This window comes from Subtercola vilae (genome assembly GCF_004923255.1).
Taxonomy (GTDB): Bacteria; Actinomycetota; Actinomycetes; order Actinomycetales; family Microbacteriaceae; genus Subtercola; species Subtercola vilae.
Genome location: NZ_QYRT01000006.1, coordinates 22,054 through 43,660 on the forward strand (window position 1 = coordinate 22,054; position 21,607 = coordinate 43,660).

The 21,607-nt window shown below is 66.6% G+C and carries 21 protein-coding genes; 6 read left to right on the plus strand and 15 right to left on the minus strand.

All coding sequences use genetic code 11. The annotated features are described in order from the left end of the window. Positions 1–16 precede the first annotated feature (16 nt). Positions 17–820, minus strand: coding sequence for a hypothetical protein (locus D4765_RS04320; RefSeq protein WP_136641039.1), 804 nt, complete (start codon positions 818–820; stop codon positions 17–19). A gap of 72 nt (positions 821–892) precedes the next feature. Between D4765_RS04320 and D4765_RS04325 the strand changes: the two genes are divergently transcribed. Together D4765_RS04325 and D4765_RS04330 are read left to right on the plus strand one after the other, a co-directional pair. Further along, positions 893–1,495 carry a PadR family transcriptional regulator gene (locus D4765_RS04325; protein WP_136641040.1) on the plus strand — a complete coding sequence of 201 codons (603 nt, stop codon included), beginning with the start codon at positions 893–895 and terminating at the stop codon, positions 1,493–1,495. After that, positions 1,488–3,122: an MFS transporter gene (locus D4765_RS04330; RefSeq protein ID WP_136641041.1), complete on the plus strand. Its 1,635-nt coding sequence runs from the start codon at positions 1,488–1,490 to the stop codon at positions 3,120–3,122. The genes D4765_RS04325 and D4765_RS04330 overlap by 8 nt, the downstream gene beginning before the upstream one ends. Before the next feature lie 73 nt (positions 3,123–3,195). On the opposite strand, the gene D4765_RS04335 is transcribed toward D4765_RS04330, so the two are convergent. The 11 genes from D4765_RS04335 to D4765_RS04385 form a co-directional block, all read right to left on the minus strand. After that, on the minus strand, positions 3,196–3,825 hold the full coding sequence (locus D4765_RS04335; protein WP_136641042.1) for a hypothetical protein: 630 nt from the start codon (positions 3,823–3,825) through the stop codon (positions 3,196–3,198). A 46-nt stretch (positions 3,826–3,871) separates the two neighbouring features. Further along, the gene (locus D4765_RS04340) at positions 3,872–4,375 is read right to left on the minus strand and encodes a GNAT family N-acetyltransferase (protein WP_136641043.1); all 504 of its coding nucleotides are present in this window, start codon (positions 4,373–4,375) and stop codon (positions 3,872–3,874) included. Between the two features lie 162 nt (positions 4,376–4,537). Next, positions 4,538–5,314 carry a polyprenol monophosphomannose synthase gene (locus D4765_RS04345; RefSeq protein WP_136641044.1) on the minus strand — a complete coding sequence of 259 codons (777 nt, stop codon included), beginning with the start codon at positions 5,312–5,314 and terminating at the stop codon, positions 4,538–4,540. A 69-nt stretch (positions 5,315–5,383) separates the two neighbouring features. Next, a complete protein-coding gene (locus tag D4765_RS04350) occupies positions 5,384–7,024 on the minus strand; it encodes a class F sortase (protein WP_136641045.1) in 1,641 nt (546 codons plus the stop codon). Beyond that, a complete protein-coding gene (locus tag D4765_RS04355; RefSeq protein WP_136641046.1) occupies positions 7,021–7,986 on the minus strand; it encodes a DUF4397 domain-containing protein in 966 nt (321 codons plus the stop codon). The genes D4765_RS04350 and D4765_RS04355 overlap by 4 nt, the downstream gene beginning before the upstream one ends. A gap of 19 nt (positions 7,987–8,005) precedes the next feature. After that, a complete protein-coding gene (locus tag D4765_RS04360) occupies positions 8,006–10,048 on the minus strand; it encodes an ArnT family glycosyltransferase (RefSeq protein ID WP_136641047.1) in 2,043 nt (680 codons plus the stop codon). Beyond that, positions 10,045–11,511 carry a glycosyltransferase family 2 protein gene (locus tag D4765_RS04365; RefSeq protein ID WP_237280253.1) on the minus strand — a complete coding sequence of 489 codons (1,467 nt, stop codon included), beginning with the start codon at positions 11,509–11,511 and terminating at the stop codon, positions 10,045–10,047. The genes D4765_RS04360 and D4765_RS04365 overlap by 4 nt, the downstream gene beginning before the upstream one ends. 46 nt (positions 11,512–11,557) lie before the next feature. Then, on the minus strand, positions 11,558–12,109 hold the full coding sequence (locus tag D4765_RS04370) for a GtrA family protein (protein WP_136641048.1): 552 nt from the start codon (positions 12,107–12,109) through the stop codon (positions 11,558–11,560). A 147-nt stretch (positions 12,110–12,256) separates the two neighbouring features. Next, the gene (locus D4765_RS04375) at positions 12,257–13,537 is read right to left on the minus strand and encodes an MFS transporter (RefSeq protein ID WP_136641049.1); all 1,281 of its coding nucleotides are present in this window, start codon (positions 13,535–13,537) and stop codon (positions 12,257–12,259) included. Positions 13,538–13,603: 66 nt separating this feature from the next. Further along, the gene (locus tag D4765_RS04380) at positions 13,604–14,254 is read right to left on the minus strand and encodes a hypothetical protein (RefSeq protein ID WP_237280254.1); all 651 of its coding nucleotides are present in this window, start codon (positions 14,252–14,254) and stop codon (positions 13,604–13,606) included. Positions 14,255–14,264: 10 nt separating this feature from the next. Further along, positions 14,265–15,371 carry a fatty acid desaturase family protein gene (locus D4765_RS04385; protein WP_201799227.1) on the minus strand — a complete coding sequence of 369 codons (1,107 nt, stop codon included), beginning with the start codon at positions 15,369–15,371 and terminating at the stop codon, positions 14,265–14,267. A 294-nt stretch (positions 15,372–15,665) separates the two neighbouring features. Between D4765_RS04385 and D4765_RS04390 the strand changes: the two genes are divergently transcribed. Beyond that, entirely contained in the window at positions 15,666–15,923 is a 258-nt protein-coding gene (locus D4765_RS04390; protein WP_136641050.1) for a ribbon-helix-helix protein, CopG family, read from the plus strand. Positions 15,924–15,957: 34 nt separating this feature from the next. Next, on the plus strand, positions 15,958–16,302 hold the full coding sequence (locus D4765_RS04395; protein WP_136641051.1) for a type II toxin-antitoxin system PemK/MazF family toxin: 345 nt from the start codon (positions 15,958–15,960) through the stop codon (positions 16,300–16,302). Between the two features lie 45 nt (positions 16,303–16,347). Here the strand turns inward: D4765_RS04395 and D4765_RS04400 are convergent, their stop codons facing one another. Genes D4765_RS04400 through D4765_RS04410 form a run of 3 tightly spaced genes read right to left on the minus strand, consistent with a single transcriptional unit; the run spans position 16,348 to position 19,317 of the window. Beyond that, a complete protein-coding gene (locus D4765_RS04400) occupies positions 16,348–17,154 on the minus strand; it encodes an ABC transporter permease (protein ID WP_237280266.1) in 807 nt (268 codons plus the stop codon). Positions 17,155–17,188: 34 nt separating this feature from the next. Further along, entirely contained in the window at positions 17,189–18,169 is a 981-nt protein-coding gene (locus tag D4765_RS04405; protein ID WP_136641052.1) for an ABC transporter ATP-binding protein, read from the minus strand. After that, positions 18,166–19,317, minus strand: a complete 1,152-nt coding sequence (locus D4765_RS04410) for a LolA family protein (protein ID WP_338054620.1) — start codon at positions 19,315–19,317, stop codon at positions 18,166–18,168. The genes D4765_RS04405 and D4765_RS04410 overlap by 4 nt, the downstream gene beginning before the upstream one ends. Positions 19,318–19,520: 203 nt before the next feature. Here D4765_RS04410 and mftD point away from each other — a divergent pair, with 203 nt between their 5' ends. Then, the gene (mftD, locus tag D4765_RS04415) at positions 19,521–20,786 is read left to right on the plus strand and encodes a pre-mycofactocin synthase MftD (RefSeq protein WP_136641053.1); all 1,266 of its coding nucleotides are present in this window, start codon (positions 19,521–19,523) and stop codon (positions 20,784–20,786) included. Continuing rightward, entirely contained in the window at positions 20,783–21,598 is an 816-nt protein-coding gene (locus D4765_RS04420; RefSeq protein WP_136641054.1) for a mycofactocin-coupled SDR family oxidoreductase, read from the plus strand. The genes mftD and D4765_RS04420 overlap by 4 nt, the downstream gene beginning before the upstream one ends. The last annotated feature ends 9 nt before the right edge of the window (positions 21,599–21,607 follow it).

A 21,607-nucleotide genomic window follows, 5' to 3' on the forward strand; every position in this document is an offset into this window, starting at 1 on the left:
GTGTCTACCTCCGCGTCTACCCCGCTGCGAGGTAGACGCGGGCCTCGACGGCAGTCTGCGCAGCGACGAGACGTTCGGCCGTGGCCTGCTGATCGGCTGACGCCACGATGAGGTCGAGTTGTGGGGCGGGCGGTGAGCCGTCAGAGGTCTCTGCCTCATATGCGTCGGCGCGCGCGAGGGGTACGGTCGCCGCGATGCTCTGCCAGAGCGCTACGGCGGCGTCGGGCGTCGCCCCCGGTTGGGCCCTGACCACGAACCGGCCGCCCTCGGTCGACGCGGCGAAGAACAGGTTGGTCTGCACGCCGCCCACCCGCGCGGCCACGCCGATCAGCTGGTTCGCCGCGGCGAGAAGCGCCGCAGGGTCGGTGCTGACCACCGACACGCAGAAGCTGCCGCCGCAGTCGACGGTGCCGCGGGCGTTCACCGCGAGGTAACCGTCGGTGTGCCGCAGCTGGTCGAACACGGCCAGCGTTGTGGGCCCGCCGACGTTCGAGACGCTGTGGTTCGCACCGAGGGTGTACGTGATGTGCGGGTTCGACCAGCCGGCGTCTTCGGCGCGGTGGTCGGTCTGAACGGCGAGCTGGGAGAGGTCTTCGTCGGTGATGGCGGGGTCGACCGCCACGGTGAGGGTGATGCTCTGGTTGTAGAGGTCGGTGTCGACGAGCGAGGTCGCCGCCGAGACGTGCGCCTCAGCCGCGACCCAGTCGGCGACCTTCTGACCGTCGCCCGCGGTGTGCGCCGAGCAGCCCGTCACGGCGAACACCGCGGCGAGGGCGAGGCAGCCTGCCGTCGCGCGCCCGACCCTCTGCATAGCTGGCATATGCTCACTTTACCAGCTAGTGAGGGTGATGCCCGCTTGATTTTGAGCGACTAGTTGTGTGAGAGTAGTCGCATGTCGTCCATTCGTCTGTTCATCCTGGGATCACTCTCCCAGCACGGAGAGATGCACGGGCACCAGTTGCGCCTGCTCGCCGAAGAGGAGCATGTTCACCTCTGGACAGACATCAGTGTCGGCGCCCTCTACGGCGCCATCAAGCGCCTCGCGGCCGAGAACCTCATCGAGGTGGTACGGGTCGAGCGGGAAGGCAACTTTCCGGAGCGCCAGGTGTACGGCATCAGTACTGCGGGCCTCGAAGCGTTGACCACGATGCGTTTTGACGAACTCAGCACGTTCGCCATGAAGCCCGACCCGTTCGACCTGGCACTCACCCGCCTCGACCGGGGGCGGCTCGATGAACTGCCGCAGGTCATCCAGAACCGTCTGCAGGCACTGCGGGAGCTACTGCACGACACCGAGGGCTTGAACACCAAAGCCCTGCCCTACCTCTCGCTCGCCGAGAGATTCGCCCTGAACCACCGCGAGCACCGCCTGCGCGCCGAAGTCGAATGGCATGAAGGCCTTGTCAAGGCCCTGCCCGAGATCGTCGACGATGAACGCGTCGGCCGTGCTGTCACGCACACTGTAAATCACGAAAGGCCACACACCAATGTCTGAAAAATCTGCCGCCTGGGCCTCGCCCGCGGCCTCATCGCCCCCGGTGGTACCCAAACACGCATGGCAGGCGCTCGTCGTTCTGCTGCTCGGCATGTGCATCGCCCTGCTCGACACCACTATTGTCAACGTGGCGTTGCCGAGCATCCGGTCGAATCTGAACGCCAGCGAATCGACTCTGTCGTGGATCATCTCGGGCTACGCCCTCGCCTTCGGGCTCGCGCTGATCCCCGCGGGCCGCATCGGTGACCGACTCGGCCACAAGTGGGTGTTCTTCACCGGAATCGCGCTGTTCACCGTGGCGAGCTTCGCGTGCGGGTTCGCTCAGAACGACTCGCAGCTGGTCATCGCGCGAGTCGTACAGGGGCTCGCCGGCGGTATCTTCGTGCCGGCCGTCACCGCGTTCATCCAGCTGCTGTTCCCCGGTGCGTCCCGAGGCAAGGCGTTCGCCATCATGGGCGCCGTCATCGGTGTGTCGTCGGCGCTCGGCCCCATCATCGGCGGGCTTCTGATTCAGGCCTTCGGTGACGAGAACGGTTGGCGGCTGGTGTTCTTCGTGAACCTGCCCATCGGCGTCGTGACGCTCATTGCTGCCGCCATGCTCCTTCCCAAGCGTGAGTCGAAGGATGCCCAGCCGTCGTCGGGCGTCGACTGGCTCGGGCTCGTGCTGGTGTCAGCCGGGTTCGTGGCGCTGCTTGTTCCGCTCATCCAGGGCCAAGACGCCGGCTGGCCGCTCTGGACGTACCTCACCATCGCCGGCGGCATCGTTCTGCTCGCCCTGTTCGGACTCTGGGAGGTGCTCTACACCCGCCGCGGCAAGGTGCCGCTCGTACCCCCGAGCCTATTCACGCACCCGGCGTTCACCGGTGGCGTTGTTCTGGCGCTTGTCTACTTCGCGGCGTTCACGAGTATCTTCTTCACCATCTCCATCCTCTGGCAGACCGGCCTCGGCCACACGGCGCTCGAGTCGGGTGCCGTCGCTATTCCGTTCGCGGTGGGTAGCATCATCAGCTCGTCGCAGAGCAACAGAATCTCCGCCAAGCTCGGCCGCAACGTGCTGGTGATCGGTACGGCTCTCGTGGCGATCGGGCTGGTGTGGCTGTGGCTGGTGCTGCTGCTCACGCCCGCCGCCGATCTCACGAACTGGCTCGTGCTGGTTCCGCTGTTCCTGGCCGGTGTGGGCAACGGGTTCTTCATCGCCCCCAACGCTCAGTTCATCGTCGCCACCGTCGAGCGCAAAGACGCTGGCGCCGGCAGCGCGGTCATCTCGGCCGTGCAGCGGATCGGCAGCGCGGTGGGCATCGCCATCATCGGCAGCGTGCTGTTCGGATCGCTGACCATCGCCGGGCGCACTCCGGCCGCGGTGGCCACCGGGTTCACCAATGCGGCGGCCTCGGCCATGCTCGTCAGTGCCGCGTTCGCGGTGCTCGCGTTCCTGCTCGTGTTCGCGCTGCCCAAGCGCGTCAACTCCTGGGGCAGTGGAGCGCCCGCTGCGGGCGGTCACGCTGCCGCCGGGGCGCCTGCGGCCACGGGCGCAGGCGTGCCTGCTGGCGGCGAGCACGCCGGTTCGGCTTCGCACGCCGCTCACTCGGCACACGTCGCCGAGCCCCCCACCCCGACGCACTCCTGACCCACACCCTCGCGTTTGCGTGCGTGCGTGCGTGTGGGGTGGGTGGGGCAGGGTGCGGCCGCGTAGGTGGCAGCTACGGCGAAGGCGGCGAGGCGAGGGCGGCGGCACGGGCTGCGCCGATGACGGTGTGATGCGCGGTGACGAGGGGCTCGGGGTCGTGCAGGCGATCCAAACGAAGGGCCTCTGTGAGGGGCCCGCTCGACTCGACAACGATGGCGTGGGGGCCGAGGGTTCCGGATGCCCACCAGACGCCTCCGCGGTCAGCGTGCGAGTACCAGGTTTCGAACGTCACGGGGGTGGTGTCGACGAGCAGCGTGAGCAGGTCATCCGGAACCGCAGCCAGAGGATCGACGGGCTCGTACGACGCGTGGCCGCGATGGGTGAAGGCCTCGGCGCGACGGCTGAGCTGAGTGCGAAACTCGCGGGCGTCACGGTGATCGTCAAGGTGAACGGTCACCGTCGCACCGGCTGTCGCCGCCGCGTGATCCTGCGTGGTCGCGTGCGCTGAGACGTCGCCTCGGACCGGACTGGTGAAGACGAGTGAGCGGTGGCCGCCCGCGAACATCCACTCGCCGATCTGGAGCGCAGGCCATCCAGCGACGCCGAACATAGGCAACCGGGCGAACGATTCGCGAAACGCGTCGTCGCTCACGCTGACGCGCTGCCAGAACTCGTCGTCATCCACAAACCGATGAAAAGTCATGTCGCCAGTCTGCCCCAGACTCCTACATTTGCACTGCGCAAGAGTGTCAGGCGCGCGGCAGCGGCTTCTCGTAGCAGAGCGAGAACGGAATCGCCTCGATGTACGGCTCGTACACGGCGATGGGGGTGTAGCCGAGGCGGGTGTAGAGCGCCACGGCCTCGGGCTGCTTGTTACCCGTCTGCAGAATCAGCCGCACCGCACCGCCGGCCCGCGCGATGTGTTCGAGTTCGGTCATCAGTGCCCGGCCGACACCGCGCCCGCGCTGGTCGCCCGCGACGATGACCCGCTTGACCTCCCAATCGCCCCGCAGCAGCCGCAGCGCCGCGTGCCCGATCGGAGTCTGGTCGGCGTCGATCACGAGCACCGTCGCCTGCACATCGGCTGGGTTCACAGTGAGCGCCTTCACGACCGCGGGGTCTGAGGGCGAGTTGATGCCGTCGTTGTAGCGCTCGTTCATGTCGAGATCCATGACGCGTCGCAGCTCGACCGCCCGCGCATCGTCGTATTCGACGCGTTCGAAGGTGTAGGGGGCTTCAGGATGCTCGGGCATGACTCTCATCTCATTCAGTACGATCGCTCCCCACAATTCTCCTCCACCCGCTCACTGAACCAGCACCCCGCTGGCCCGCGTGATGCGCCGCCACCGCAGGGCGCGGGTCTCGATGCGCCGCGCCGCTGCCGTGTGCGCGGGCCGCGTGGCACCTGTGAACCCTCAGCGCACCACCGACGACGTCGCCCGCACCGACGGCAGCCGGTGGTGATTCACCACGACCGCCCGCACCGCCTGCGCTCGCCGCCGCAGCCCCCACACCGTGACCCGTACGAGCGACTCGCGAACGATCGACCCACTCATCTTCGACTCGCCGACGGTTCGCTCGGTGAATGTGATGGGCACCTCCACCACCCGCAGCCCCGCCTGCAGCGCCCGCCACACCAGATCGAGCTGAAAGCAGTAGCCGTGTGACTCGACAGCCGTGAGCCCGATGCGTTCGAGTGCGCTCGAACGGTACGCCCGAAAGCCGCCGGTGGCATCTTTGACAGCGATTCCGAGCGCAAGCTGCGCGTACAGGTTGCCGCCCCGGCTCAGCAGTTTACGTTTGGCCGGCCAGTTCTCCACTCGGCCACCCTCGACCCAGCGGGAGCCGAGCACGAGGTCGTGGTCGACGAGTTGCGCGAGCAGCTCGGGCAGGGCTTCGGGGTGGTGCGAACCGTCGGCGTCCATCTCGACGAGCGCCGTGTAGCCGCGGGCCAGGCCCCACTCGAACCCCGCGAGGTAGGCCATGCCGAGCCCCGACTTCTCCGAGCGGTGCAGAACGCTGATCGCAGGGTCGGCGTGGGCCAGTTCGTCGGCCAGGCGGCCAGTGCCGTCAGGCGATCCATCGTCGACGATCAGCACGTCGGCGGTGCCGGTGGCCAGCACCCGTTCGACGATGGGTCGAAGGTTTTCGAGCTCGTTGTAGGTCGGAATGATCACGAGTGCGTCGCGCATGGTTCAGCCTTTCGAGAGTGGGTGTTCGGCAGTGGGTGTTCAACAATGGGTGTTCAGCAATACGGATGCTCACGCCGAGGTCTTGGTCGCGAACACCACCACGTTGTCGAGGTAGTGCCCGTACGAGTCGTCGAACACCCCGCCGCAGGTGATGAGCCGCAGCTGGGCGTCGGGCGTGGGCCCGTACACCTGATCGGTCGGAAACTGTTGCTTCGGCGCCTGCAGCTCGCTGTTCACGGTGTAGGTCACCGTGCTCGCATCTGACAGCGTCACGGTGACCTTCGCCCCCGGTTTCAGCGACGACAGCGTGTAGAACACGGCCGGCCCGATGGCTGAGTCGATGTGCCCCGCGATGACGGCGGGCCCGGTGTCGCCCGGCACCACCCCGTCTTTGTACCAGCCGGCCGAGGCGAAATCGGTGGGCGGGAGGATGGCGCCGGTCTGATCGCGCGTGAGCGACTCGAGCCCCGAATCGACCCCGATGTCGGGTATCTGCACGCGCACCGGTGTCAGCCCCTCAGCTTTCTTCGAGCTGGTCGAACTCACCGACGTCGCCTGGGGGTCTTGGTTGGCCCCCACGCCCCCCGAGGCCGAAGCCAGCGGAGGGCACGAGCCGAGGTTGGCCGTCTCGAGCAGCTGCATCGAGAGGGCCGTCCACGCCGCGCCATAGTATGTCGGCGTGGTCTGATCGAGCGTGTCGGCTGTCGCCAGATCGGCGTCGGATTTGTCGGGCTGGGCCGCTGCCGCGTAGGCGGCAGCCCGCGCGGCGTAGCTCACGGGATTGGTGTCGGTCGTTGTCGCGGTGCCGCCGAGGTCGAGCTGTGCCTTCAGTGGGTCTGAACGCGACAGCGTCGACACCAGTTTCGCCGCGAGAGCGGTGTCGGCCGGGTCGCACGACTCGGCGTACCTGATCGGCAGGCGAGCCGCGTCGTAGCTGTATTCCACGGTGTTCGCGCTGCTGTCACCTCGTGGTGCGGGCATTTGGTCGACGGTTCCGTCAGCGTGCACCTGTGCCCAGTCGGGCGGCAGCGCACTCTTCGTGAGCAGTGTCGTTGTGACCGCACGAGACCCAGCGCTGAGCTCGGCCCACCGCGGGTCGCCCGAACTCGCTCCCAGCTCGCTGAACGCGGCGGGCGACGCGTACGACGGGTTGTAGGCGTACGGCGAGCTGGCCGCGGCCCAGAGGCCGGGCAGCAGGATGCGCCCGGTCGCCGTGGTCACCGTCAACTTGTCGAGAATCAGCCCGCCCAGCTTGTCGCCGCTTGCTATGAGCGCAGGGTCGGAGAATTTCGTTCCCGCTTCGACGAGAGCCCGGGCCATGTCGAGGTCGGCATCGCTAGCGGGCTCGGAGTCGACAACTTTTCCGTCTTTCCAATTCCACGCCATGAGGCCGTCTGGGCGTTGCAGGTTGGTCTGGGTCCAGCTCCAGATCGAGTCGAACGTGGCCTTGTCGTTCACTCCGACGGCGAGCAGCATGCCGTAGGCCTGCCCTTCGCTCACCGTGTCAGACCCCTGGTCGCGCCGAACGACGCGGCCGGAGTCGACGTACTCCGTCAGAAACCGGGTGGCGACCTGATTGGCGCCGGCCACGCCGGTGGGTGCCGCTGTGGTGGTCGGTGCCGGGGCGGGTGCCGCCGTGCATCCGGCCAGCGTCAGACCGACGGCGACCGCTACGGCACCCAACACTGCTGCCGGGGTGCGCCGCATCATTTGCCCCCGGTTGCCAGTCGGTTCGAGCGACGAACGAGCAGGATGGCGAGAGCCAGCGCAGCGAGCATGCTGCCGCTGAGCGCCAGACCCACGGTGTCAGAAACCCGAGCACCGGTCGCGCCGGCCACGTGCTCTGCGGCCCAGCCGCCACCGGTCTGTATGCCGCCGGTGGGCAGGGCTGCGCCGACACTCGCCGCGTCGGTGACCGACTTGATGGTCACACCGCCTGAGGCGTTGTCGAGCACGAACAGTGATGACACGGTTCCTGCGCCCAGCGTGATCTGCGTGGTCGAGGCTGCCGCGCCCGCGCCGGTGAGCGCGAGGTTCCACGGCCCGGCTGGAACGCTGGCGTAGTTCGTCGCGGTGCCCTCTTTCGCGTCGGTCGCGATGACCGCGCCCGCGCTCGTGGCGATGCTCACCGACGGAACCGTGGTCGACGCCTGAATGACCCGAACGCGCGACTGGCCATCGGTCGGGGTGGTGAGGTCGTCGGGGAACACCGCTGTGGTCAGCTTGGCGTTGGTGCCGATGGCGGCCACCGTCATCGGCTGCCCCTGCGTGACATTGATCGAGGTCTGGATGAGCGGGTGGGCCATGTCGCCCCCCGCCGGAACCATCGCCACCACGTAGGTGCCCTGCGGTAGCGCCATGTAGTCCGACACCTGACCGTAGATCACGTTGGTGAGGGACTCGAGCACCTGGCCGCCGGAGAGCGCGGTGAGCTGAATATCGACGGCCTTCGTGTCGGGCGAGAGATGGGCGAGCCGGATCCAGCCGGTGTTCGCGGCGGCAGCCACCGGGGCTGCCGACTGCGATGCGGCTTGCGAGGCGGCTTGGGGTGCGGCTGTCGCCGCCTGGGCCGACGAGGCCCCGAAGACGGTGAGCAGGAGCCCTGCGCTGACGGCCACCGTTGCGGCGGCCACCTTCGACCAGGTCGAGCGGTTCTCGTGTACTGAAGTCATGGTGCGGTTCCTTTCGGGGTCAGTTCTGGGGGGTGGGGAGGAGGCCGGTCGGCTCACCGAAGGCGAAGGTGACCAGCACACCGTCTGCGGTCTGCGTGAGCGTCGGGGCGATGGTGTTGGTGTTGGTCAGCGAGGAGAAGTACGCCGAGACGTCGGCTGCAGCGAGGGAGCCGGCAGGCGTGGGCTGCCCGTTGATCGACGAGATGAGGATCTGGCGACGAGCGGCGTTCTGCTCGCCGTCGACCAGCGGAAAGTCGGAGACCGTCACGCTCGACTGGGCGAGCAGCTGACCGAGAGCCAGAATGCCGCGCGAGTCGACCTGGCCACCCGTCAGCAGGTCTTTGGCCGATGGTGCGAGGGTGAGCCGCGTGTTCGCCGCCAGCTGGGTACCGGCGGAGGAGCGTGCCTTGCTCGCGGTGTCGGCATCGGTCGTGGCCTGCGTGATGCCGTCAGGGTCGATCTTGCGAACGTCGACCTGCTGGTCGCCCAGCCCGAAGCTGGCCACCACGACCGAATTGTCGACGGCCTGGTTGACCTGCGGAAAGGTCGACAACAGCGAGCGCATCGAGTTCGTGGTGATCACGTAGTCGGAGTCGCGCCAGCCGTTTGGCGAGAGCGCCTGCACCGCGGGGTCGGTGTCGACCTTGTAGTACCACGTGACGTTCTGGCGGGCGAAACCGGCGTTCACCGAATCGACCCACATCGAGTCGTCGACGATGAGGCGTGACTCGCGGCCCACATTCGCGTCGATCCAGGCCTGCGCTTCGCGGGTCGGCTGGTCGAGGTCGGCCAGAAAGAATCCGCGCAGCTGCGTGCTCCAGAGCGGTGCCGCCACGACTCCTGCAGCCACTGTGGCGACAATGACGACCGCGGCCGTCACCCGCCTGGCGGGGGTGGCCTTCGACGTACGAAGCAGCTTCTGTACGGCGTTCTGAACCACGCCCACCACCAGAAGTGCGCCGAACGGCAGCAGGGCGATGATGTACGGCACCGGAAGGTAGCCGCCGGGCCGGAACATGAATGCCACCAGCGCGAGCAGCAGAATCGCGAAGGGGCGCAGGCGCCGGATGAACAGGGCCACGATTCCCGCCACGACACCGGCCACGATGAAGACCGGGTCGAGCTGCCACCACATCGAGAATGTCTTATTGATGAGGCTGTTCGGGTCGCCGATCGACCCACTCGACTGGCGGTTCGACAGCTGAAAGCTCAGGCCGTCGATGAGGCTGGCATGTCCGGCGCCCGAGAAGACCTCGCCCTTCACCGCGGCAAGCAGAACGTACGTCAACCCGATCAGCGCGAGTACGCTCGCTGCGACAGAGAGTGTGTAGCGCCGGGTTGCCGGGTGGGCGTTTCGCCACATCAGCCACGCCACGAGTGGCAGCGCGAGCAGAAAGGTCTCTTTCGAGAGAACGGCGATTCCGAGGCAGGCAGCACTGCCGATGAAGCTGGCGAGCTGCTTGCGGTGGCTCATGGCCAGAATGATCGAGCCGATGAGCCAGGGCGTGGCGATGTTGTCGAGGTACACCGAACGGTGAAACTGCAGGGCGAGGGGTGACAGCGTGAACAGCAGCAGCGTGATGGCGGCGGCCGGTCGGCTGAATCGCAGTCGGCGTGCCAGCACCCAGAGCAGTGCGGCGCTGACAATGACGCTGACGACCATGAACTCGCGGCCGGCCAGCACCGCGGTGTCATAGCGATCGAACGCGCCGGTCAGTTTCGCGTACCCCGCGAGCTGCAGCCAGCCGAGCGGCGGGTGGTCGTACCAATAGGTGTAGTGCGTCAATTCGCCGAGCTTGTCGATGGCCCAGGCCTGAGCGGTGTACGTGCCTTCATCATCGATGCGCTGGGGCGACCCGGCGAGGTTGACGATCTGCGCCACCGCGCCGAGCACGAGTACGGGCACGAACCAGACGGCTGAGCGACGGCTGCGCCGAATGCGGTCGGTGAATCGTGATCGCCGCCGCGGTGGCTTTGCGGCCCCCGTCGCGGCGGTGGTGGTCTCGGTGGCGTTGTCGATGTCAGAGGGTGTGTCTGAGGGGCGTTCGAGGGTGCTGGTCATGACGTGCCTCCTGCCTGCTGAAGTGCGAATGAGGGTGCGGCCGACGCGGTGGTCTCGTCAGAGCGGTGTGCTCCGGTGTGTTCGGTCTTCTCCCAGCTGTTGATTCCGCGAACCTGCCGGATGACCGACCTGATCGCCGCGAGGGCGAGAAACACCTGGTACGGCAGAAGACCGAGCACGAGCTTCACGTAGTCGCGAACCCGAACTTTCTTGTCGTAGACCCGGCCGAACTCGGCGAGTCCCGTGGCTTCGACCGCTAGCGTGATGATGGTGGGCACGAGGGGCAGAAACGTCACCAGCGCGACGATGGTGGGCACCTTCACAAAGATGATGAGCAACAGCGAGAATGGGATGAGCATGCCGGTCGCTGCCTGCAGGAACGGCATGGCCAAGAGGTACCGGGCGAACATCCGCTGCTTCAGGGTGGGCAGTTTGTGCCACTCGCCCTTGCCGAGAACTTGAAGAAAGCCCTGGTTCCAGCGCGTGCGCTGCTTGTAGAGCGACGTCATCGAGCCGGGGGTCTCTTCGCGGGTCACGAACTCGGGGTTGTACGCCACGACGACTTTCGCCTGGGCGCTCGAGAGTCGAACGCCCAGCTCGCAGTCTTCGGCCAGGCAGTTCGCATCCCATCCCTCAGACCAGTCGAGCCACTCTTTGGTGACGAACACTGTGTTGCCGCCGAGAGGAATGAACTTGCTCTTCGCGTGAAAGTGCAGGCGAGACCGAAACCAGAAGTAGTACTCGAGCACGTTACGAAGCGCCCACCAACTGCTCTCGAAGTTCATCAGCTGAACGCCGCCCTGAACCACGTCGGCGTCGGTCTCCTGAAACTTCGAGTCGACCACCGTGAGCAGGCGAGGGTGCACCTCGTCTTCGGCGTCGAACACACCGACGACGTCACCGCGGGCCGACTTCAGGGCCAGGTTCAGTGCCTTCGGCTTGTTCTTGGGCACGCTGTCGTCGACGATGACCCTGATGAGGTCGGGGTGCCGCTCGGCGGCGGCGCGGGCCACCGCTTCGGTACCGGGGTCGTCGTGGCCGACAATCGCGATGATCTCGAAGTCGGGGTGGTCTTGCTGGGCCAGCACGTCGAGCGTCTCACCCAGCACCTCCTCTTCGTGCCGCCCCGGAACGAGCAGCGTGAACGAGTGGGCCGCGGGCCTCGGGTTCGCCGAGAACTGCGTGCGGGTGAGGCTCGAGGGCGAGCGCCAGGCGTGCAGCATCCACCACAGCGTGGTTGCTGCGATCACGGTGAGCAGCACTGCCACGAGCATCAGGCTGGTGTAGCCGATCCACTCGCCGGGGCTCCAGTGCGGGAGAAACCCGAAGGCCGACACGGGGTCACCGGGGGTGATCTGCGACGGGTCGGGGCGGTTGGGGTCGATCACCGAGTCGGGGCTCGGCAGGGGGGCGGGGGTAAGCAGAGGCGCAGGGCCCGCGGGCGCGGGCGTAGCGTCTGTCACGAATGTCATCGTCGATCTCCAGAGTGGGTGGTGCGGTGGAGTAGCGCTAGTCAGAGAGCAGGGCGCCCTGGGGTTCGTATTCGAGTACGACAGGGCGGGCATCCGGCATGGCCTCGGCCATCGGGTGAGCCGGCGCCGTGCGGAAGACCACGAAGTGATAAGCCGCAAAACGGAATGCTGTGCCGAGAACAAGACCGATCACGTTGCCGGAGATGTTGTCAGCGAGCTGCGAGGTGAATCCAAGCAGGTAGTGCGAAACGAACAGACAGCCCGTGGCGATGAGCAACCCGAGGAGGTTCACGACGGCGAAGAGAAAGCCCTCTTTCAGGGCGTTCGATGAGCGTTGGTTTCGAAAAGTGAGATACCGGTTGCCAATCCAGGCGACAACCATCGAGATGCTCACCGAAACGACTTTCGACCAGATCGGTGAATCGCTGAGAACGGTCGCCCGCAGGGCGTTGTACACAGCGAAGTCGACCACGAAGGCGATTCCGCCGATCAGCCCGAACGACGTGAGTCGTCGACCAGATCGGCGCAACCGCACAGCCAGACGTTTCACCCTCTCGGGTGAAGACGACGGTTCTATGGTGATTGACATAGTGGGTATGCGGAGCCACTCGCTAACGGGTTTGGTCGAGCTTGGATTTCGGCCAATCGAGGCCAGCCCGGTTGCGGAACGCTCGTTCGTGACGTAGTGGCTAGCGAGCAGCAGACCTGGTGGTGAGCACCAATTGTGGTCGCGGGGTCATCGTTCTATAACGCTCTGCCGGGTTCCCCGTGTCGCACGCAGCGACCCGGCGAGCCCGGCAGCCGTGAACGCCAGCGTGCCGATACCCACGACCGCGAGCGGCGCACCCCAGGCACCCGTCGCGTCGTGCACGGCTCCGATGAGAGTCGGCGCCGTGGCACCCAGGGCATAACCGGTGCCCTGGATCATGGCCGACAGCCCTCGTGCGTGTGTTCCGCTCACGGCGAGCTGAACGATGAGCATGAACACGATCGTGATGCCGCCGCCCTGGGCCACGCCGCCGAAGAACCCCCACGCCAACCAAGAGCTCGGCGCCAGCAGCAGCCCGATGGGGCAGCTCAGCCAGAGCGCAGCCACGAGTGCGAAGGTGCGCGGAACGCCAATGCGTTGTGACAGCAACGGCACCCCCAGCGCGCCCACCACGGCAGCGATCTGAAAGACAGACGAACTCGACCCGGCGGCCGTCACCGTGAAGCCGAGCTCCTGAACGAGAATCGACGGAAACCAGGCTGTCAGCCCGTAGTACGCGAAGGCCTGCCCCGAGAAAGCCAGCGCGAGCAGCAGGGCGGATGCACTTCGCCACGTGCGCGGCCGCCGAGCCTCTTCTGCGGCGCTGGTCGGCCGCAGGTCGATGCGACCCGTGTCGATGACAACCGTGTCGACCGCACCCGTCTCGATGAGCGGGGCGACGGGACCGAAACGGAATGCGGCGCGGGGGCCCACTGCGAACATCCAGCCGCCCGCAGCGATCACCACGAACCCCAGCCACGCGAGAAGGGCCACGTGCCAACCGAACGCCTCGGCGAGCGGTGCGGTCGCCAGTGACGTGATCATCGAGCTGACGTTGAGGGCCGACGTGTAGGCACCCGTGACGATACCCACCCGCTGCGGTGGCACGTCACGGCGGATCAGCACCGGCACCACCACGTTGCCGATGGTGATGAACCCGCCCATGATGACGGTGCCGACGAAGGCGGCCTCCACGCCGCCCGACGAGCGCACGATCGACCCGATGCCCACCCCGATGATGGCGACAGTCGTCGAGAAGTTCGCCCCGCCGCGGCCCACGAAGAACGAGGCCAGCGGGGTGACGAGGGCGAAGCACAGCACCGGCAGGCTCGTGAGCAGCCCCACCTCGGCGGCCGTCAGCCCGAGGTCGGCACGCAGAATACCCGTGATCGGTGCCACCGCAATGATCGGCCCGCGCAGAATGAACCCGATCAGTACGATTCCCACCAGCATCGGCCAAGGAAACGCTCGACGGGTGAACTGCTTCATGTAGCGTGCCTTCGTGGTCTTCGGCTCACCTGGCCTCGGGCGAGCCGCCTTCGGTCGGTGTCTATGCTACTCCCGGGCCTCCGGCTGCTGCCGGATGACCGTGGTGAGGTCGACCAGGCTCGGAGCCGCCGGGGCAGAGCCGAACCCGAAGGTCACGGGTGGATCGAGCCGTGCGAGAGCACCTACGTCGCTCCCGTCGTAGTGCCCGCTGATCGCGGTGAGCGCCCGAATCGTGCGCACGCCGTAGTACTCGCGACGGCCGGCGCCGGCGCTGCCGCTGGTGCGTGCCCCGGGCACCAACACGCGGGCGGCCGGGTCGATGAGCGTGAGCCAGGCCGGCGCAGTGGCGAGTGGCGGGGGTATCGCCCGCAGCAGGCGGCCGAGGGGCGTGAGGGTGCCGACGGCGAGCGACAGCGAGAGGGTGCTTTCGGTGCCGGCGCGAGCGTCGATGCGGAGGCCTCCGTCGATGCGGCGGAACGAGACATCCAGAACCGTCGTCTGATCGAACGTGTAGGTGGTCGACACGTACTCGGCGACCGCGTCGCTCGGTGCGAGCAGGGTGCGGTGGCCGCCGGGCTGCTCGATCATCACGTCGACGAAGCGGCCAAAGGGGGAGTGCTGCCACATTCCGACGACGAACCGGGTGCCCGACGTGCTGCCGAAACCAGCGATGCGCCCCTCGAACCGCTGTTCGCGGGTTCGGGGGCGCATCGGCATGGTGAGAACTCTAGCGGCCGTACGAGGCGGCAGCCGGGCAGGCGAACTCTTTGCTCGCCGCGCTCAGACCGACCTTGTTCAGGTGCTTCACCACAATGGCGTAGGCCTGGGGCAGGGTGGTCTCTGTGTACAGAATGGTGTGTGTTTCGCAGTACTCGCGGGCGATGACCTGGGCGCTCTTCAATGCCGGGCGGGGCATGTTCGGAAACAGGTGGTGCTCGACCTGGTAGTTGAGGCCGCCCATGAAGATGTTCATGAACCAACCACCGCTGATGTTGCGGCCGGTGAGCACCTGGCGCTGCAGAAAGTCGACCTTCGAGTCGTGCGGCAGGATGGGCATTCCCACGTGGTTCGGGGCGAAAGACGAACCCATGTACACGCCGAACACTGCGACCTGTACGCCGATGAACGCGAACGCCATGCCGAGCGGCAGGGTCATGAAGATGAGCGCCACATACAGGCCGATGCGGGAGACCAGCATGACGATCTCGACGGCCCGCTTGTCGACCTTGCCGCGGCCGAAGACGGTGCGAAAGCCGTGCAGGTGCAGGTTGAGGCCCTCGAGAACGAGAATCGGAAAGAAGAACGTGCCCTGGCGGCGGGTGAACCAGCCGTAGATGCCCTTGGCCTGTGCGGCCTGCTCGGGAGTGAACGACACGACGTCGCGGTCGATGTCGGGGTCTTTGCCGATGATGTTGGGGTTGGCGTGGTGCCGGCTGTGCTTCGTCATCCACCAGCTGTAGCTGATACCCACGAAGAGGTTGGCAAGCATGCGGCCGGCCACATCGTTGGTCTTGCCCGACTCGAAGACCTGGCGGTGCGAGGCCTCGTGCGCCAGAAAGGCGTACTGGGTGAGGATGATGCCGAGCAGCCCGGCCATGATGAGCTGGTACCAGGTGTCGCCGAGCAGCGCGATGCCGACGATGACGCCGCCCAGTGCCAGGGTGAGGGCGCTGAACATGATGTAGTAGTAGCCCGTGCGGCGCCGCAGCAGGCCAGCATCGCGTACCGTACGCAGCAGCGCGGAGTACTCGGTGGTCGGGTTCGATTTGTTGCCACCCGGCTTCGTTCTGGTGAACGTCACGACGGGCGGGGTGATTGAAGGGCTGCTCACAATTGAGCCTCATTCCGCGAGTTGATCAGGAAGAGAACGATGCCGCTGTCGCCGCGCATTCTCGTGGCGACCAAGGACTGGGGCTACCATTCATGAATCTAGGGCAGCCCGGTTCTCAGCACACCCAGCTTGGCGGCAGAAACCCCCTTTGGCAGCAAATCCGCAGCTATGTTGAGCCACGCCGTACCCTAAGTGAGATACGCTCAGTTCATGACTACCGAGGCCCGTTCACACTCCGGCTGCGAGCGTGCCATCTCTCCCTCGCTTGCAGCTGTTATACCGAGTTATACTGACGTCATGAAGACGGCGATATCGGTACCAGACGAAACGTTCCATCGTGTTGACCAACGTGCCGCAGAACTCCACATGAACCGCTCGGAGTTCTTCTCGAGGGCGGCAGAGCGGTACCTTGACGCTCTGGATGCGTTGTCGTTGACCCGCGAGATAGACGCCGCGGTGCTCCGCAGCGGCACTCTGCTTCAGGCTGAGACAGCGACGGTCACGCGCGTCGGCCGCGAACGTCTTGCAGCGCTCACGGCCGACGACGAATGGTGATTCGTCGTCGATTTGTGTGGTGGGGCGACGACGAATGGTGATTCGTCGTGGTTCTGTGTGGTGGGTCGACCTGGGTGAGGCGCGCGGCAGCGCGCCCGCCAAGCGTCGACCCGTGGTGGTGGTGCAGGCAGACGAGTTCTCAGCGAGCGCGATCGCCACGGTCACCGTTGCCGTGGTGACCTCGAACACTCAGATCGCCGAGTATCCCGGCAACGTTTTCGTGCCGGCGGCCGCTTCGGGGCTCCCGAAAGACTCGGCGGTCAACGTCTCGCAACTCGTCACGCTCGACAAGGGCGATCTCGTCGAACAGACGGCTGACCTGCCACCGTACGTGCTCCGCGACGTCGATCGCGGTTTGCGGCTCATCCTCGCGCTCTGACCGCCCCAAGCGGCTCTCCAGCCGCTTGGGGCGCGCGGGCGGGGGTTACGAGAGAACGTCTTTCGACGAGAAGCGGCCGTAGGCGAGGGCGCCGAACACGACCACGTAGCCGAGCTGCAGCAGGGCGTTCGAACCGAACGACGACCACTCGATGGGCTGGCGCAGCAGGTCGGCGAAGTTCAGCCAGTAGTGGCTGAAGAGCCAGGGGTGCAGCCAGTCGAGCTGCGGCAGCGAGTCAGCCACCTGGGCGACGATCGAGATGACGACCGTGGCAGCCATGGCCCCGACGGGCACGTCGGTCAGGGTCGAGATGAACACGCCGATGGCGCTCAGGCCGAGCAGCGAGACGGTGACGTACGAGGCGATGAGCAAGGCCCGCACGACCGATTCGCCGATGCTGATGGTGCCGCCCGAGAGCAGCGTGACAGGCCCGACGGGAAAGAGAATGGCGCCGACGACGATGCCTGCGACAACGATCACCACGGTGGCGGCGGCGGTGAAGACGATGGCCGCGATGTACTTGACCACGAGCATCCGGATGCGCCCCGCCGGCGACACGAGCAGGTAGCGCAGCGTGCCGAGGCTCGCCTCGCCCGCGATGGTGTCGCCCGCGACCACGCCCACCGTGAGCGGCAGAAAGAGGGGAATGCAGATGGTGAGGGCCACGAGGCTCACGAAGAGCCCGTTGCCGGCGATCTGGTTGATGAAGGCCGGCCCGCGGCCCGAAGACCCCGCCGACGAGATGCGCACGGCCACGGCGACCAGCACGGGGATGAGCGCCAGCGCGGCGAGCATCACGATGGTTCGGCGGCGCCGGAACAGCACGGAGAGCTCCGACCACATCAGGGCCATGCCCGACGAGCGGCGGGTGGGGGGCCCTGTCAGATCACTGGGCAACGTCGAACCCTTCGCCTGTCAGCGCCACGAACAGGTCTTCGAGGGTGGCCCGCTCGACGGCGAAGCCGCGCACCCGCACGCCGGCCGCGACGAGATCCGCGACAATGGCGTCGGGGGCGAGGGTGTCGCCCAACGGGGCCTCAAGGGCGTAGTCGTCTTCGGCGTCGAGCAACTGCCCGGGGTGCGCGGTCGGTTCCGGATGCCCGGGGCTCAGCCCGAGCGCCCTGAAGACCCGTTCTGCGCTCTCGACATCCGGTGTCACGACGCGCACGCGTGTCTGGCCGGCGTGCCGCAGCTCGTCGAGGCTGCCCTGGGCCACGAGATTTCCCGCCCGCATGACCGCGGCGTGGGTACACATCTGCTCGATCTCGGCCAGCAGGTGGCTGGAGACGAACACGGTGGTGCCCTCTTCGGTGAGCGAGCGAACGAGGTGCCGCACCTCGCGGGTGCCCTGCGGGTCGAGACCGTTGGTCGGCTCGTCGAGCACGATGAGCTCGCGAGGCATCAGTAGGGCGTTGGCGATGCCGAGCCGCTGTTTCATGCCGAGGGAGTAGGCGTGCACCTTCTTGCCGGCGGCATTGGTGAGCCCGACCCGATCGAGGGCTTCGGCGACGCGCCGACGCCGGGTCGCCCCCGAGGCGTAACGATCGGCCGTGTCGAGGCGATGCAGGTTCGCTGCCCCCGAGAGAAAAGGGTAGAAGCCCGGGCCTTCGATGAGGGCGCCGACGCGGGGAAGAACGCCTGAGAGCTGGCGCGGCATGGGCTCACCGAGCAGGTTCACCTCGCCGCCGGTCGCCGAAGCGAGCCCCAACAGCATGCGGATGGTCGTGGTCTTGCCTGAGCCGTTCGGGCCCAGAAAGCCGAAGACCGATCCGCGCGGCACCGAGAGATACAGCTCGTTGACAACGGTCTGCTTGCCGAACTTCTTGGTGAGCGCCCGCGTCTCGATGGCGAGCGACGGGTCGCTCACTGGGCGGCGGGCGTGGCGGCGGCTGCGGCCTCCAGCTGCTCGGCGCTGACGGAGCCCGCGAACACGCGGCCGTCAGTGGTGAGCAGAACGTTGACAAGAGTGGTGCTGAGCAGGCGCCCCCCGGTGACGGGGGTGGTCAGCTGCGCGACCAAGGGGTTGCTGGTGAGCGCGGCGGCGTCGGAGCCGCTCGCGGCGGGCAGCTCGACAATCGAACTCCAACCGGTTCCGGTGACGACCGGCTTGGCCGCGGCGGCTGCTTTCGCCTTCGAGTCGGCCGTTGCCGAGGGGTCGGGTGCCGAGAGGGTCTTCTCGGTGACGGCGGTGCCGGCCGGGGGAGTGAACGAGAACAGGTCGGCCGACGGAGTGTCGAGGCTCAGCCCGGTCAGTTCGCTGCTGAAGGCCGGGTCGCTCGCGCCCTTGGCGGTGACCTCTACCTGCAGCGGCAGTCCGGTGGCGGAGTCGACCGCGATCGAGACGTTGCCGACGAGACTGTCGGTGGTGGCGGGGGTCAGAACGAGGTCGTAGGCGCTTCGCCCGTCGACGGTGACGTCGCCGCCCACAGCGACGCCGGTACTCGGGTCGACCGCGTCGAGAAACTTCTGGGCGAGCTGGTCGGGTGTTGCGGTGTCAGTGGGGGTGGGTGTCGCGGTGGAGTCGCTCTTCGCGGGGAGGGTGCTGTGCACCGCCGTCTGCTTGCTCGAGTCGTACGCCCAGAGGTCGGTGCCGCCCCGGATCACGTCACGCTCGGCGAGCTGGTCGAGCACCTGAACACGAACGTTCGTGGGGCCATCGACGTACACGCGGGCCGTGTGGCTGCCGGTGAGAAGTTCGAGGGCCGATGAGATGTCGGCCGAGGAGGTGCTGCCTGATCCTCCGGTCGACGCGGTGGCACCGGGGGTGGCAGTGGATGACGAGCCGAGGCTCGAACTCGCACCAGCCGGCAGCGAGGGGAGGCCGAGGTTCGAGCTCTGCTGAACCGTGCCGGAGAACGCGGTGACCGAACTGTTCGTCACGAGGGCGATGACCTGCTCGGCTGTCTTGCTGGGCAGCGCCGCCGTGGCGTTCGCTGACAACGGCACGGCAATCGCCACGCCGGCCACCACTACTGACGCCACACCTGCCGGAATCCAGCGCTTCCACTGAGTCACGATGAGCCTCTCTCTGTACTGTTCAGGCGCCGTCAGCACCTGATTCTGCTTGTCGTGATACGGAGCCTACGCTCGCAAACCGTCAGTTTGCTTAGCGTTCGAAGAACCGAATTCCGCTGGCTTTTGGCACCGAGTGCCATTACCCTTGGGGCCAGCGCAGTATTTCGCCGCAGAAGTCGGAATTGTCGAAGGAGACAGCCACAATGGCCAAGAATGCATGGTTCGAGACCGTCGCCGAAGCCCAGCGCCGGGCCAAGAAACGCCTGCCGAGTTCGGTGTACGGCGCTCTGGTCGCCGGCTCTGAGCGCGGGCTCACCTACGACGACAACATGGCCGCCTTCTCAGAGCTGGGTTTCGCCCCGCACGTTGCGGGCCATCAGGCCACGAGAGACCTCTCGACCTCTGTGCTCGGCATTCCCATCTCGTTGCCGGTGCTCATCTCGCCCACGGGGGTTCAGGCGGTACACCCCGACGGCGAAGTGGCGGTGGCCCGGGCATCCGCCAACCGCGGCACCATCATGGGGCTGAGTTCGTTCGCGAGCAAGCCGATCGAAGAGGTGGCCGCCGCCAACCCCAACACGGTGTTTCAGATGTACTGGACAGGTACGCGTGAGGCGATGGTGCAGCGCATGGATCGTGCGCGCAGGGCCGGTGCCAAAGGGCTCATCGCCACCCTCGACTGGTCGTTCTCGAACGGGCGTGACTGGGGCAGCCCGCAGATTCCCGAACGCATGAACCTGAAGACGATGGTGAGTTTCGCGCCGAACGTACTGCCGCACCCACAGTGGCTCTGGCAGTTCGCCAAGACCGGCAGGGTTCCCGACCTCACCGCCCCCAACCTCACTCCGCCCGGCGGTGAGGCACCCACTTTCTTCGGTGCCTACTACGAATGGATGCAGACGCCGCCCCCCTCGTGGGATGACGTGGAGTGGCTTCGCAGAGAATGGGGTGGCCCCTTCATGTTGAAAGGGGTCTCGCGCACCGACGATGCCCGGCGCGCAATCGATGCCGGCGTCGACGCCATCTCGGTGTCGAACCACGGCGGCAACAACCTCGACGGCACACCGGCCACGATTCGCGTTCTCGCCTCGGTGGCCGAGGTGATCGACGGGCAGATCGAAGTGGTTCTGGATGGCGGGGTTCGCCGGGGCGGAGACGTTGCGAAGGCGCTCTCACTCGGAGCGCGCGCCGTGATGATCGGCCGAGCCTACCTCTGGGGGCTGGCGGCCAATGGGCAGGCCGGCGTCGAGAACGTGCTCGACATTCTGCGCGGGGGTCTCGACTCGGCGGTGCTCGGGCTCGGGCACTCGTCGATCTCCGAACTCAGCCCGGCCGACCTCGTGATCGCAAAAGATTTCGCGCGCACGCTTCCGCAGGTGCAGAACGACTCAGTTCACACCGACTCAGTTCACAACGACTCAATGAAGACCGACGCAATGAAGAGCGAAACGAAAGAGAGTGCATCATGACCGGCAGGCTCGAAGGCAAAGTGGCATTCATCACGGGCGCGGCCCGCGGCCAGGGCAGGGCGCACGCGGTGAAGCTCGCGAGCGAGGGGGCCGACATCATCGCGCTCGACCTCGCCGGCCCCATCCCACTGGTGCCGTACGACTCGTCGACGCCAGAAGACCTCGCTGAGACGGTTCGTCTGGTCGAAGGGCTCGACCGGCGCATCGTGGCAGAGCAGGGCGACGTGCGTGACCTCGCCCGCATGAAGGAGATCGTGGCGAAGGGGGTGGCCGAGCTCGGTCACCTCGACATCGTCGTCGCGAATGCAGGAATCTGTATTCCGGCGACGTGGGACGAAACCACGCCCGAGATGTTCCAGGTCACCATGGACACGAACGTGACTGGGGTATGGAACACGGTGATGGTGGGTGCGCCGTACCTTGTGACAGCGGGCGGGGGATCGATCATCCTGACCAGCTCGTATGCCGGTAAGAAGATGCAGCCGTTCATGGTGCACTACACCGCGAGCAAACACGCGGTCACCGGTATGACGCGGGCGTTCGCGGCCGAACTCGGCAAGCACAACATCAGGGTGAACAGTGTGCATCCGGGCGCGGTGAACACACCGATGGGGTCGGGAGACATGATCGAGGCCATCACGCGCACCAATGCGAGCAACCCGCCACTCGCCGCGATGGGCACGCCGTTTCTGCCGGTGTGGGCGGCCGAGGCCGAAGACATCGCAAACGCGGTGGCGTTTCTCGCGTCTGACGACGCTCGGCTCATCACGGCGGAGCACCTGAGTATCGACGCCGGGTCGCAGTACTTCTAGGCGGTGCCG